This window comes from Martinezella rhizogenes, assembly GCF_007002745.1.
In the GTDB taxonomy this organism is placed as follows: domain Bacteria; phylum Pseudomonadota; class Alphaproteobacteria; order Rhizobiales; family Rhizobiaceae; genus Agrobacterium; species Agrobacterium cucumeris.
Genome location: NZ_SGNY01000005.1, coordinates 19343 through 32940, shown reverse-complemented (window position 1 = coordinate 32940; position 13598 = coordinate 19343). Strand labels below are relative to the sequence as shown.

The 13598-nt window shown below is 59.5% G+C and carries 14 protein-coding genes; 4 read left to right on the top strand and 10 right to left on the bottom strand.

Translation table 11 applies throughout. From position 1 onward, the window contains the following. Positions 1 to 39 precede the first annotated feature (39 nt). From EXN68_RS15905 to EXN68_RS15885, 4 genes are all read right to left on the bottom strand, one after another. Positions 40 to 249 carry a hypothetical protein gene (locus EXN68_RS15905; RefSeq protein ID WP_142841807.1) on the bottom strand — a complete coding sequence of 70 codons (210 nt, stop codon included), beginning with the start codon at positions 247 to 249 and terminating at the stop codon, positions 40 to 42. Beyond that, complete coding sequence (locus EXN68_RS15900) at positions 242 to 928, bottom strand: GNAT family N-acetyltransferase (protein WP_142841806.1); 687 nt, start codon at positions 926 to 928, stop codon at positions 242 to 244. Before EXN68_RS15900 ends, EXN68_RS15905 begins: the two co-directional genes overlap by 8 nt. Positions 929 to 1206: 278 nt before the next feature. Next, positions 1207 to 1902 carry a tellurite resistance TerB family protein gene (locus EXN68_RS15890; protein WP_046802057.1) on the bottom strand — a complete coding sequence of 232 codons (696 nt, stop codon included), beginning with the start codon at positions 1900 to 1902 and terminating at the stop codon, positions 1207 to 1209. A gap of 109 nt (positions 1903 to 2011) precedes the next feature. After that, the gene (locus EXN68_RS15885) at positions 2012 to 2650 is read right to left on the bottom strand and encodes a 2-dehydro-3-deoxy-phosphogluconate aldolase (RefSeq protein WP_052820675.1); all 639 of its coding nucleotides are present in this window, start codon (positions 2648 to 2650) and stop codon (positions 2012 to 2014) included. Positions 2651 to 2822: 172 nt separating this feature from the next. Between EXN68_RS15885 and EXN68_RS15880 the strand changes: the two genes are divergently transcribed. From EXN68_RS15880 to trhO, 3 genes are all read left to right on the top strand, one after another. Next, positions 2823 to 3311: a CYTH domain-containing protein gene (locus EXN68_RS15880; RefSeq protein WP_142841805.1), complete on the top strand. Its 489-nt coding sequence runs from the start codon at positions 2823 to 2825 to the stop codon at positions 3309 to 3311. After that, positions 3295 to 4203, top strand: a complete 909-nt coding sequence (locus EXN68_RS15875) for a CHAD domain-containing protein (protein WP_142841804.1) — start codon at positions 3295 to 3297, stop codon at positions 4201 to 4203. The genes EXN68_RS15880 and EXN68_RS15875 overlap by 17 nt, the downstream gene beginning before the upstream one ends. 282 nt (positions 4204 to 4485) lie before the next feature. After that, positions 4486 to 5430, top strand: a complete 945-nt coding sequence (gene trhO, locus EXN68_RS15870) for an oxygen-dependent tRNA uridine(34) hydroxylase TrhO (protein ID WP_142841803.1) — start codon at positions 4486 to 4488, stop codon at positions 5428 to 5430. A 95-nt stretch (positions 5431 to 5525) separates the two neighbouring features. On the opposite strand, the gene EXN68_RS15865 is transcribed toward trhO, so the two are convergent. The 6 genes from EXN68_RS15865 to EXN68_RS15840 all read right to left on the bottom strand — a co-directional run bounded on the left by EXN68_RS15865 (position 5526) and on the right by EXN68_RS15840 (position 12176). Further along, complete coding sequence (locus tag EXN68_RS15865; protein ID WP_142841802.1) at positions 5526 to 6713, bottom strand: Gfo/Idh/MocA family protein; 1188 nt, start codon at positions 6711 to 6713, stop codon at positions 5526 to 5528. A 21-nt stretch (positions 6714 to 6734) separates the two neighbouring features. Further along, entirely contained in the window at positions 6735 to 7787 is a 1053-nt protein-coding gene (locus EXN68_RS15860; protein WP_142841801.1) for a sugar phosphate isomerase/epimerase family protein, read from the bottom strand. A 144-nt stretch (positions 7788 to 7931) separates the two neighbouring features. Then, positions 7932 to 9005 carry an ABC transporter ATP-binding protein gene (locus EXN68_RS15855; RefSeq protein ID WP_142841800.1) on the bottom strand — a complete coding sequence of 358 codons (1074 nt, stop codon included), beginning with the start codon at positions 9003 to 9005 and terminating at the stop codon, positions 7932 to 7934. 17 nt (positions 9006 to 9022) lie between these two features. Continuing rightward, a complete protein-coding gene (locus EXN68_RS15850; RefSeq protein WP_035220775.1) occupies positions 9023 to 9871 on the bottom strand; it encodes a carbohydrate ABC transporter permease in 849 nt (282 codons plus the stop codon). Further along, the gene (locus tag EXN68_RS15845; RefSeq protein WP_065117675.1) at positions 9864 to 10802 is read right to left on the bottom strand and encodes a carbohydrate ABC transporter permease; all 939 of its coding nucleotides are present in this window, start codon (positions 10800 to 10802) and stop codon (positions 9864 to 9866) included. Before EXN68_RS15845 ends, EXN68_RS15850 begins: the two co-directional genes overlap by 8 nt. A gap of 72 nt (positions 10803 to 10874) precedes the next feature. Next, a complete protein-coding gene (locus tag EXN68_RS15840) occupies positions 10875 to 12176 on the bottom strand; it encodes an ABC transporter substrate-binding protein (RefSeq protein WP_142841799.1) in 1302 nt (433 codons plus the stop codon). A gap of 196 nt (positions 12177 to 12372) precedes the next feature. On the opposite strand from EXN68_RS15840, the gene EXN68_RS15835 reads away from it, so the two are divergent. After that, on the top strand, positions 12373 to 13572 hold the full coding sequence (locus tag EXN68_RS15835) for an ROK family transcriptional regulator (RefSeq protein ID WP_142841798.1): 1200 nt from the start codon (positions 12373 to 12375) through the stop codon (positions 13570 to 13572). The last annotated feature ends 26 nt before the right edge of the window (positions 13573 to 13598 follow it).

Here is a 13598-nt window from a genome sequence, read left to right as displayed (position 1 = left end):
AAATGCCTTACAACAAAAGAGTTAGAGCACCTGCGTGCTCTAACCGTCGCGGCGGCGCTGGTAACGCGCACGCAGCCAGAACAGCAGGAAGAAACAGAGCACCGCTACAGTGCCGAATGCAGCCGCAAGCCAAGGCGAATAATCACCCAGCCACAGCATGATTTTCGGCATGACGAAGAACACCAGTCCAAAGCCGATGATGATGAGGGCGGCGGCTATAGCCGGCGACCAATCCTTCTTCTCAGCCATTGGCAAGCTCCGCACGTATATCTTCGAGCTTGCGCTTCTGCGCTCCGTCATCTGCAAAATTCTCCGGCGAAAGCCAGATTTCAAAGGCCTTGCCGATCAGCGGCCATTCGCCGTCGATCATGGAAAACCACGCGGTATCGCGGTTCTCACCTTTCGAGATCATATGTTGACGGAAAACGCCCTCGAAGGTGAAACCATAACGTTTCGCGGTGATCTTGGAGGGCTCGTTTTCGTTGTGGCATTTCCACTCATAGCGGCGGTAACCCAGATCTTCGAAAACATGTTTCGCCATCAGGTAATGCACCTCGGTGGACAAAGGCGAGCGCTTCATCTTGCCGCCATGAGCGACGGAACCGACCTCGACCACGCCATTGGCAGGATCGGGCCGCATGTAGCTCGCCATGCCCACCACATCACCGCTGGCATTTTCCACGAAGACCAGCGTGACCCAGTTGAGTTTCTGCCCCGCGCCGATCAGCCAGTCGCCAAAGGCGTCGGCATCGGGAAAAGCGTTTTGCGGAAAATATTTGAGAAGTGCATTCACGCCCTCACCGCCAAGTGCGGCCCAGAGCTTTGTCAGATGGCTGCCACGATCAAACGGCTCCGCCGTCACGTAACGGCCCTTCAACACCACCGGCTTTGGCGCCGGACATCCTTTGAAATCACTCAGATCGCGCATTCTCTTCCCCATTGTCTGGGACAAGGATTAGGGCAAGCGGGATGGGATGACAACCGGGAAGTGGGACATGTCGGCAGTGGTCGCGTTTCCGCTTTGGTGGGTGTGGTTCACCCCCCTCTGCCCTGCCGGGCATCTCCCCCTCAAGGGGGGAGATCAGCCAGAAGGCAACGCTCACCCACTCGCAACGTTGAAAATAGCCGAAAGGCCGCCTCGGGTCGATCTCCCCCCTTGAGGGGGAGATGCCCGGCAGGGCAGAGGGGGTGAGCCCCAACTTCGACCTAGACCTTCGCCGCCACCACGGTCGCCTCAATGTGATCCACGAGCGCATCCGGCAACCCCAGCCGCCCGGCAAGAAGATCGAGATAACCCCGCTCCGCACGCGTATCGGCCTCGATGGCAAGCCGCGAGGCGGTATAAAGCTCCACTTTCTGCTCTTCCGTGCGAGCGGCAGCCACCAGTGCATCGATGTCCAGCGGATCGGCCAGTTCCTTTTCCAGGAACCGCTCTGCCTCGGTATCGAGGCCGGAGACCTGTACCTTGTCCATGATATTGGCGCGCTCCTTCTCATCGATATGACCGTCTGCCTTGGCGGCAGCGATCATCGCCTGGATGAGTTTCAGGGCAAAATCATTGGAGAGAGCGGGCGACTGCGGATGGAAGGCGGAATCGGCGGGGGGAGCAAGCAGCTCCGGCTCGGGTTTCGGCGCGACTTCGGGCGCCTGACCGGACTTGTAATTCTTGTAGGCGAGATAACCGAGGCCGGCGATGGCGGCGACGCCGCCGATGGTGGCAACATTGCCGGCGAGCTTGCGGCCGGTCTTGGTGCCCAGAATGGCGGCGGCGAGAGCACCGGCCTTGAGGGGATTGTTCTTGGCGATATCGGCGGCCTGCCCGGCTCTGTCACGGACGCTTCCCGAAAGGCCCGGCACCTGCGAGCCGAGGAATTGTTCAAGAAGCTTCTTGGCGTCGAACATCAAAATCTCCTGTAGAGGTCAAAATCTACAGGTGAGATAGGAAGCCGCGGCGCGAATATAAATGTCAAACCCGCTCACGCCTTCGTGAACGGGTTTGAAGCAATGTCAATCAGCCGCGCAGTGCTGCTGCTTCAGCGGCGAGCTTGGTGATGCCAGCCCAGTCGCCGGTCGCCACCAGTTCGCGTGGTGCAACCCAGGAGCCGCCGACGCAGACGACGTTCGGCAGAGACAGATAGTCGTTGGCATTCTTCAGCGAAACGCTGCCGGTCGGGCAGAACACCGTGCCGGCGAGCGGCGACGACAGCGCCTTGAGGTAAGGCGCACCGCCAGCCTGTTCGGCGGGGAAGAATTTCAGGACCTTGTAACCCTCATCCCGCAGCGCCATGACTTCGCTGGCGGTGGCTGCGCCCGGAAGCAACGGCACGTTGGAACCGCGCGCCGCTTCCAGCACGCTTTTATTGATGCCGGGGCTGACGATGAAGGTGGAGCCTGCTTCGGCAGCGGCTTCAAAATCCCGGGCGTTGAGAATGGTACCGGCACCGACATTGGCACCTTCCACTTCCGCCGCAACTGCGCGGATGGCATCCAGTGCCGCCGGTGTCCGCATGGTGATCTCGATTGCCTTCAGGCCGCCTGCGACCAAAGCGCGCGCGAGCGGCACGGCGGAAGCGGCATCATCCACGATCAGCACCGGCACGACCGGCTGAAGTTTGAGGATGGAAAGAAGTTTTTCGGAGTCCTGGGCCACGATGAGCCTCCCTTGCGCGATTGAAACGATTGAAATCCCGTTTACCGATTAGCCTGCCCCGGCTATGATGTCGAGGCATGGCAGGGCCATTTTTTATCCAGATACTTCAATCAATTCGCTTCTTCGCGACGTCATCTTGCGATAATCTGGCGCACCAGTTTGCGGAGACAGCATGGCCAAGGAAATTGAACGGAAGTTTCTTGTTGCAGGCGGTGAATGGCGCGATGAGGTGACGCATAGCATGGCTTTCCGGCAGGCATATGTCGCTTCGCTGGAAAATCGCTCGGTCCGGGTCAGGATCGTCAATGGGCGTGATGCGACACTGACCATCAAGATCGGCGCAAGTGCACTTGTCCGGGACGAATATGAATATTCCATTCCCCTCAAGGACGCGGAAGAGCTGATGGCAAGCGCACCGGGTGTGGTGATAGAAAAGACGCGTCACACCGTTGATCATGGCGGTTTCACCTGGGAAATCGATGTTTTCGAAGGCCAGTATCAGGGGCTGGTCGTCGCCGAAGTCGAAATGAACGATGAGAACGCCAACCCGGACCTGCCCGCTTGGCTCGGGAAAGAAGTGACGGGTGACCGTCGCTTTTCCAACCAGTCGCTTGCCATGGACTGTTCGAGTGGAGACTTGCCGGATGCCCTTCAGGATTGATCCGAAAAAGCCCTTCGGCGACGAGATCCGCCGCGCCGGGCTGGAACTGATCGAGGATGCGATCACCATCCTGCGCGACCAGCCCTCGGGATCACATGAGGCGGTTCACGATGCGCGCAAACGCTTCAAGCGGCTGCGGGCGCTCTACCGCCTGATCCGCAAGGCGGCGCCCGATTTCAGCAGCGAGGAGAATGCCCGTTTCCGCGATATCGCCCGTTCACTGGCCTTCGCGCGGGATGCGACGGCACTCGTTGAAACGGCGGAATATCTCGAGGCTTTTGCGCTCTCCGACGCGCAGGGTGAGGCGTTGCGATCGATCACGGCAATGCTGCGCGAACGTCGCGACGATGCCCTCAACCACGAGGTGGATCTTGACGACGCCATAGCGGCGGCGATCGCCGGCTGCGAGGCGGGACACGAAAGGCTTGAAGCTCTCTCCCTGCCGGATGACCTGAAAAAGACAGTCAGGCTGGTGAGAAGCAGCTGGGCAAAACAACGGGCGAAGGCACGAAAAGCGCTCTCGGATTGTCGCGACCAGGCGGATGTCGAGCATTTTCACGAATTGCGAAAAGCGGGGCAGACCCACTGGATGCATCTGGGCCTCATGCGCCGCCTCTGGCCCTCCGCCATGCGCGCCAAGCGTGCCGATACCAAGCGGCTGGTCGATATTCTCGGCCATGAGCATGACCTCTCGGTACTCGCCGCCGTTGCCGACCGGGAACCGGACCGTTTCGGCAATGGCGAACGTCTGGCACTTCTTCTCGATGCGATCATCGTAAGGCAGCAGGCGCTGCGCGCGGAAGGCCTTGAACTGGCGGACGAGGTTTTTTCCGAGTCCGCCCGCACCGAAAGCCGTATCGTCGGCCTTTTGTGGCGGCAGGCGGCGAAATAGGCCGACAACGGCGATGTTGGGAAAGGGTGTCACACCACATTCGGCGTCATCCTCGGGCTTGTCCCGAGGATCTGCAACCTGTCGGTTTATGCTCCGTGCTTAGATCCTTGGGACAAGCCCAAGCATGACGGAAGCGAGGTCTCGTCCTCTCGCCCATGCCGGATGTGAGGCACCAACCGCCTGCCATTCGCCTCTTTCTCCTGGATATTTGACGATTTTCAAAATGCTGGCCGCAGCGGATAAATATTGCTTTGCGGCCGCCGTCGCTGTATTTCAGCGCCCATGACCGACACGACCATTCTCCCCCGCCCGGAAGTCTCTGGTGATTTCCTTGTGGCCGCACTTTACCATTTTGCCCGCCTGCCGCGGTTCGAGAGCCTGCGCGAACAGCTGTTCGAGCTCTGCCAGAAAAACGGCGTCAAGGGCACATTGCTGCTGGCCGCCGAAGGTATCAACGGCACGATTGCGGGGCCGGATGCGGGCATTCACACGGTGCTTGCCTTCCTGCGCGCCCAGCCGGAATTTGCCGCGCTGGAGCACAAGGAAAGCCGCGCTTCGCACATGCCTTTCGTGCGGCTGAAGGTGAAGCTCAAGAAAGAGATCGTCACCATGGGCGTGCCTGACATCGATCCGAACCGCATCGTCGGCACCTATGTCGAGCCACAGGACTGGAATGCGCTGATTTCCGATCCGGACACCATCCTCATCGATACGCGCAATGACTACGAGACCGCCATCGGCGTCTTCAAGGGCGCGGTCGATCCGCAGACCAAGACCTTTCGCGAGTTTCCCGACTGGGTGAAGAACAATCCCGGCCTGCACAACAAGCCGAAGATCGCCATGTATTGCACCGGCGGCATTCGCTGCGAGAAGGCCACCGCCTTCATGAAGGAACAGGGCTTCGATGAGGTCTATCACCTCAAGGGCGGTATCCTGAAATATCTGGAAGAGGTGCCGGAAGAAGAAAGCCTCTGGGAAGGCGCCTGTTTCGTCTTCGACGAGCGCGTTTCGGTGGTGCACGGCCTTGCCGAAGGCAACCACCAGCTCTGCCATGCCTGCCGCAACCCGATAACGCCGGAAGTACGCCTTTCACCCAAATTCGAGGAAGGCGTTTCCTGCCCGAGCTGTTTCGATGACCGCACGGAAGAGGACCGCCAGCGTTTCCGCGATCGACAGCAGCAGATCGAGCTGGCGAAAAAGCGCGGCGAGCAGCATCTGGGACGGTAAACCATCGGCGACGGATACGGCCGTTTATTGATCGACCCCGCGCCATCTTCTGCTCCGGGCGGAGAGAAGATGACGCGGGAACGTCATGTCCAGTCTTACAGCTTCACCCAGCCGCCATTGTTTTTGCCGGATTCGATGCAGGCGGTAACGAAGGCAACACCCTTTACCCCATCATCAACGGTCGGATAGATCACCGCCTTGTCCAGCGCTGTGCCGGTGCGGCGGGCTTCGATGGCATGGGCTGCCTCGGTATAGATGGTGGCGAAGGCTTCCAGATATCCTTCCGGATGGCCTGACGGAATGCGGGTGACACGGGCGGCGGCTGCCCCGGCGCCAGCACCACCGCGGGTAATCAGCTGTTTCGGCTCGCCCAGCTTCGTAAACCACAGATAGTTCGGATCGGCCTGCGTCCACTCGATGCCCGCCTTATCACCATAAACACGGATTTTCAGACCATTTTCATGGCCAACCGCAACCTGGCTGCACCAGAGCAAACCCTTGGCGGCCTGCTTGCCGTCCTTGGCCTTGAACCTAAGCATTACATGCGCATTGTCGTCCAGCCGACGGCCTTCGACGAAGGTATGTACATCCGCTGCCAGTTCATCGGCTTCCAGACCGGAAATGAAGCAACCGAGATTATAGGCATGGGTGCCGATATCGCCGGTGGAGCCACCGACGCCGGATTGGGCCGGATCGGTGCGCCAGACGGCCTGTTTCGCGCCGGTCTGTTCCACCGCTTCCGTCAGCCAGTCCTGGGGATATTCCATCTGCACCAGACGGATTGTGCCGAGTGCACCGGCCTGTACCAGTTCCCGGGCATGCCGCACCATCGGATAACCGGTATAGTTATGGGTGAGGATGAACAGCGCATCAGCCCTGTCGGCCACGTCCTTCAGCTTTTTGGCGTCTTCCAGATTGGAGGTCAGCGGCTTGTCGCAGATGACATGGATACCGCGCTCGAGAAAGGCTTTCGCAGCCGGATAATGCACATGATTGGGCGTGACGATCGCCACCGCCTCGATACCATCCTCGCGCAGCGCTTCCTTCTCGGCCATTTCCTCGAAGGAGCCATAGCAACGCTCGGGATCGAGCCCCAGTTCGCGGCCGGATGCGAGGGATTTTTCCGGCGTGGAGGACAGGGCCCCCGCCACAAGATCGAAACGATTGTCGAGCCTTGCCGCCATACGATGGACGCCGCCGATAAATGCGCCCGAACCGCCACCCACCATGCCAAGACGAATCCGCTTGTTCGCCTTGTCGGTTGTCTTTCCTTCAATAGCCATAATATCTCCCCTGAAACGTTTTCAAAGCCCAAGCATACGGCGGTTGGCCGCATCGTCGGTGCCACCAGATGCGAAATCGTCAAAGGCTTTGTCCGTGACGCGGATGATATGCGCCTTGACGAATTCCGCCCCTTCGCGGGCGCCGTCTTCGGGGTGTTTCAGCGCGCATTCCCATTCGACCACGGCCCAGCCGTCGAAATCATTGGCCGCCATTTTCGAGAAGACCGCACCGAAATCCACCTGCCCGTCGCCCAGCGAACGGAAGCGACCGGCGCGCTCCACCCAGCCCTGATAACCGCCGTAAACGCCCTGCCGGCCGGTCGGGTTGAACTCCGCGTCCTTGACGTGGAACATCTTGATACGGTCTTTGTAGATGTCGATATTGTCGAGATAATCGAGGCATTGCAGCACGTAATGCGACGGGTCGTAGAGCATGTTGGCGCGGCTGTGGTTCTTTACGCGTTCCAGGAACATCTCGAAGGTCACGCCATCATGCAGGTCTTCGCCCGGATGGATTTCGTAGCAGACATCCACGCCCTGCTCATCGGCATAATCAAGGATAGGCGTCCAGCGTTTTGCCAGCTCGTCAAAGGCAGCTTCCACCAGCCCGGCCGGACGCTGCGGCCACGGATAAACGAACGGCCAGGCAAGCGCACCGGAGAATGTGGCATGTGCCTTGATGCCGAGGTTTTTCGAGGCTTTCAGCGCAAGCTTCACCTGCTCGACGGCCCATTGTTGCCGGGCCTTGGGGTTGCCGCGCACTTCAGGCGCTGCAAAGCCATCAAAGGCCTCGTCATAAGCGGGATGAACGGCAACCAGCTGGCCCTGCAGATGGGTGGAAAGTTCGGTTACCTCAACACCGTTCTGGCGCGCCACGCCGGCGAACTCATCGCAATAATCCTTCGATTCCGCCGCTTTTTTGAGATCGATCAGCTGCCCGGCCCATGTCGGCACCTGCACGCCGGCATAACCCTTTTCCGCTGCCCATTTGGTAATGCCATCCCAGCTGTTGAAGGGGGCAGCATCACCGGCAAACTGGCCGAGAAAAAGACCCGGTCCCTTGATCGTTCTCATAAAATAACCTCCCTGTATCGATACAGTTTAGCGGTAAAACCGCTTTGACCCCAGCGCCAAGCTAACCGCTCGTAATTTTCAGACAAGCCCCAAAAGCGGAGGGGCGAGAGAATTTCGCTATTTCACTAAAAAAGCGAAACAGGTTTAAAGCGCCAGCCCGCTGGCCCTGTCGAACACATGCACGCGTTCATGATGCACGGTGGCGGCAAAGGGTGCGTTGACCTTCACCAGCTGCTCGCCATCCACCACGGCCGTCACCTGATCACCCGCCAGTTCAAAGACCACATGGGTCTGTGCACCGGTTGGTTCCACCAGCACGGTGCGGCCGGAAAGCGAGATATCGCCGCCAATGGTCGAGCCGATATGTTCGGGGCGAAGCCCGATCGTCACCGGCTGGCCGCGCTTGACCTTGCGTGTCGCGGCAATGCGGATCGCGGTGCCGTCCTTCAGCCGGGCGGCGGGCTGATCGCCCTCGCCATCGACCACACCTTCAATGAGGTTCATGGCCGGTGAGCCGATGAAGGCGGCAACGAAGAGATTAGCGGGCGTCTTGTAAAGTTCCAGCGGCGTGCCCTGCTGTTCGATACGACCGTGATTAAGTACCACCACCCGGTCCGCCAGCGTCATGGCCTCGATCTGGTCATGGGTGACATAGATCGACGTCGTGCCAACTTTCTGATGCAGCGCCTTGATTTCGCTGCGCATCTGCACGCGCAGCTTGGCGTCCAGATTGGAGAGCGGCTCATCAAACAGGAAGACCGCCGGGTTACGCACCACGGCGCGGCCCATGGCGACGCGCTGGCGCTGGCCACCGGAAAGCTGCGAGGGTTTACGATCCAGAAGCTTGCCGAGATCGAGCATGCGGGCGGCTTCCGCCACGCGTTCCTCTATGACGTTTTTCGGCTGGCCGGCGAGCTTCAGATTGAAGCCCATATTTTCGGCCACCGTCATGTGCGGATAAAGCGCATAGGACTGGAACACCATGGCGATGTTGCGCTCACGCGGCGTCATGCCGTTGACCACCTTGTCGCCGATGAGGATATCCCCGCCGGTGATTTCCTCCAGCCCGGCGATCATGCGCAGAAGCGTGGACTTGCCGCAACCGGAAGGGCCGACCAGCGCGATGAACTCACCATCCGCTATATCAAGCGAGATGCCGTGGATGACATCGAGCGAGGCGTAGGACTTGGCGATATCCTTAAGTTCGACGGAAGCCATGTTTTGCTCCTTTCAGGTCACGATTTGACGGCACCGGCCGTCAGGCCCGCGATGATGTGTTTCTGTGCGAGGAAGAAGACGATGACGGTCGGCAGGATCGTCAGCGTGATAAAGGCGAGCACCAGCTGCCATTCGGTGCCGAATTCGCCACGATAAACCATGATGCCGAGCGGCCAGGGATATTTCGATTCCGAATTCAGCATGATCAGCGGCAGGATATAGCTGTTCCAGCTGCCAACGAAGGAAACGATGCCGACGGTAGCGACGATGGGTCGCGAAAGTGGTAGGGAAATGTGCCAGAAGAACCGCAGATAACCGCAGCCATCCACGAAAGCAGCCTGAAACAGTTCCTCCGGCAGATTGCGGAAATAGTTGCGGAACAGGAGAATGCTCATGCCAAGCCCGAAGGCCACCTGCGGCAGCACCACACCCCAATAGGTGTCGAGCAGGCCGAGATCCCGGATGCGGATGAACAGCGGCAGGATGGCGGTGGCCGCCGGGAACATCAGCCCCAGCAGGAAATAATTGAGCAGGAATGACGAGCCGAAGAACTTCACATGCGCGAAGGTGAAGGCCGCCATGGCCGAAACGGTGAGCGTCAGGAACACCGTCAACAGCGCGATGACCAGCGAATTGAAAATCTGCAGCCAGTAACGTTTGCCGAAGAGAATATCGCCGTAATTGGCCCATTGCCATTCCGCCGGAATGCCGAACGGGTTGACGCGCAGGTCTCCCAGCGTCTTGAAGCCGCCAAGTGCGGTGGTGAGCAACGGGATGAGCACGATGGCCGCGATCAGGCTCAGCGATATATAAAGATAAAGCTTGGTTTGCAGCGGCATGCGCACGGAGGTGGATGTGTCAGTCATGGCGCATGAAAATCCTTTTGTAACCGAAGGCGAGCGTCACGCAGATGACGAAAAGAACAACGCCGACCGCACTGCCAAGCCCCACCTGCATGCGCATGACGCCGTAAGTGTAGAGGAACGTGACCATGGTCTGCGTGGAGTTGGATGGACCGCCGCCGGTGAGCGGCATGATCATGTCGAACAGCTGCAGTGAGCCGATAACCGCAAAGAAGACGGACAGGCGAACGGTGGAGCCGAGCATCGGCAAGGTTACATAACGGAACTTCTGCCAGCCGGAAGCGCCATCGATTTCGGCGGCTTCCAGCACGTTCTTGTCGACGGACTGAAGGCCGGCGATGAACAGCATCATGTGGAAACCGAAATATTTCCAGACGATGACGCCAAGCACGGCATAGATCGCCACATCCTTGTCGGCCAGCACGTAAGGGTTGGCAAAGCCGAAGAAATTGGAAATGGCGGCGAAGAGGCCATAATCGCCATCATAAACGAAACGCCAGATCAGACCCGCGGCCACATCCGCCAGCACATAGGGCAGAAAGAACACCAGCCGGAAGGCGACGACGCCCGGAATGCGGTGCGCCAGCATCGTGGCGAGCCAGATGGCCAGTGGAATCTGGATCAGAATGGAAATCAGGATGATGAGGCCGTTGTTGAGCAGAGCCTGCGAGAAGGCGGCATTGCCGAACAGGACCTGAAAATTCCTTAAGCCCACGAAATCCGTCGGCGTGCCATAGCCGTTCCAGCGATAAAGGCTGTACCACGCCGCCTCACCCATGGGCAGGATGACGAACAGGGTAAAGAGCAACAATGCCGGCGGCAGAAACACCAGAAGGGTCAGCGCCCGGTCATGCGCAACCGAACTTTGCTTGCGCTTCGCCTTTGCCGCGCCGCGCGCCGGTATGGACGCAGAAGTCATGGAAATATCCGTCATCTCTATCCGCTTTCTTTTATGCAGATATCGCGGCGCCGCGTTTTAGCGCGGCGGCCGCAATGCAGGTGACAATCAGCGAAGCTCGAAAGCGTCCTGAATTTGCTTGGCGCCCTCTTCCGCGCTCATCTGGCCGGAGACGATCTCGACGGAGACATCATTGACGACGCGGCCGACGGCAGCACCCAGCGTCTGGTCGAAGAAGTTCTGGTGCCAGGTGGAGCCGGCAAGCTGCTTGGCCGAATCCGCCAACAGCGGGTTCTTGACCGCACCATCCGCACCCGTCGCAACGGGCAGGATCATGCCGGCTGCCGCCATCTTCTCTTCACTTTCCTTGCTGGTCAGGAATGTTGCAAAATCGATCGCTTCCTTGGAAGCGTTTTTCGTGACTGCCCAGCCGTTCAGGCCGCCCAGCGTATCGGTTGCCTTACCGGCACCGCCTTCGACAGCAGGGAATGCGAAGCGGCCAATATTGTCGGCGGCAAGTCCTTTGCCATCACCGGCATTCTTGCGCTGGTTGGCTTCGGTATTGTCGAAACCGAGGATCATCGCCGCCTTGCCGTCACCGAAGACGCCCAGCGCCTGCGGCCAGGTGGAGCCGAGATAACCGGGCTGGAAGGGTTCCAGCTTGCCAAATTCGGCCAGCTGCTCGCCGGCCTTGATGATGGCCGGATCCATGAAACCTTCACCCTCACCCTTGCGGGCGGCGTCGAACACGGCCTGCCCGCCATTGCGCATGACGAGGTAGCTCCAGTAGAAATGGATCGGCCATTTTTCACCGCCGCCACCGGCAATCGGCACGATGCCGGCTTCCTTGATCTTTTTGACCGTGGCGCCGAGATCATCCCAGCTCTTGATGTCTTCCGCCTTCACGCCGGCTTTGGCAAACAACTCCTTGTTATAAAAGAAGCTGACGAGGCTGACCTTGTAAGGCACGGCCCAGACCTTGCCATCAAAGGACAGGCCGTCGATCGCCGAAGCATTATAGGCCTGCCGCAGCTTGCCGCCATCGGCGTCGAAAACCTCGGTCAGATCCTTCAGCGCGCCGGTTTTGGACTGTTCCTCAAGAACGCCGCCGCCCCAGCTATAGAAAAAATCCGGAACGTCATTGGATTGCAGCAAAGTCGGCAACTTCGCCTTGAAGGCTTCGTTTTCCAGGAATTGCAGCTGCACATCCACATCAGGGTGCTTGGTCTCGAAATCCTTGGCAATCTCCTCCCAGACGGCCACGGCTTTCGGGTCCAGTTCCACATGCATCCATTTAACCACTGTCGCGGCCGAGGCGCTGGCGGTGCCGAGCATGAGAGCAATGCTTGTCGTTGTGGCAAAGCCTGTCAGCCTGCCGCTCAGGCTTGCGCCTGCGTGCCAAATCGTCATGATGGTGATCCTCCCTCGGGGATTTCCTCATTTATTCCCCAATGCGGATTAATTCACATTAGCCCTCGCACAATGTCAAGGCGCCACGCCGATTTTTTGCGCGAACCGCTTGACACACCCCTCCCCTAGACCGTTATTTAATCCGTAACCCGACATAAATCGGTTCTCGAACCGGCATTGATCGCAGCAGGACACCATGAAGACCGCAGACCCAGAATTGATGCGCGCGATCAACAGGCTAAGCGTGCTGGATAGCATCCGCCGCCACGGGCCGATCTCGCGGGTGGAAATCAGCGAAAGAACGCAGCTTTCCACCACCACCGTTTCGGCGATTACCGCCTCGCTGCTTGATGACGGGCTTATACTGACCCGTCATCTCGGTGATATCCGCACCGAAGGCGCACGCGGCAGGCCGCGGGTGATGCTGGAGCTGAACCCGGATGCCGCCCGCGTGGTGGGCGCCAAGATCGCCGCAAGCCGCATGGTTTTCGTTGTCACCGATTTCTGCGGTAATGTGCTTTCCACCCTCGCCCTGCCGATCCGTGTCGACCGCCAGCCGATTGGCGTCATCGCCGATCTGGTGGAGGACGGGGTTCGCCGCTGCGTGGTCGATGCCGGCCTGTCCCTGGAAGATGTCGATATGGTCTGTCTCGGTCTTCCCGGCGTCATCGAGCATCGCACCGGGAAAATCCGCAGCAGCCCGATTTTGCGCGAAGTGAACGTCAATTTCGCCGAGGAAATGACGGCGCGTCTTAGCTCGCCGACCATCATCGAAAGCGACGCTCACGCCATTACCCTTGCCCACCACTGGTTCGGCCATGCGCGCGATCTGGAAGACATGGTGCTGATTTCGCTTGAACAGACGCTCGGGCTTGGCGTTTTGCACCAGAACCAGCTGTTTCGCGGTGCCGGCGGCCTCAGCCACAATCTCGGCGACCTCGTCATCGGTCTTGCCAATGAAGGCACAGTGCGGCTGGCGAGTCAGGCCGGCGAAAATGCCATTTTGGGCTCACGCCCGGTGGATGGGCGATTTGCCGAGGCGATCCGGCTCGGTCGCGGCATGCAGCATGCCCATGCGCTGATTGCGGCTGAAGATCACGATCTCATTGCCGCAGCCCTGCGCGCCGGCGCGGCGCTGGGCCTGACACTTGCCAATATCGTCACGCTGTTTGCACCGCCACGGGTCATCATCACCGGCTCCAGCCTCGAACTGGGCGAACCCTTCATTACCAGCATCCGCGACAGCTACAACGCCGCTGTGCCGCCTTCGCTGGCCGGCGTCGCGGAGCTGGTTTTCGACGTTGCGAGCGATGAGTTGTGGGCGCAGGGGGCTGCAGCCGTAGCACTCTACGAGCTTTACGAATCGCCATGGAACACGACGGGGCCGGCGCTTTAGCCATAAGGGCAGAGCGGCAGGCTTTA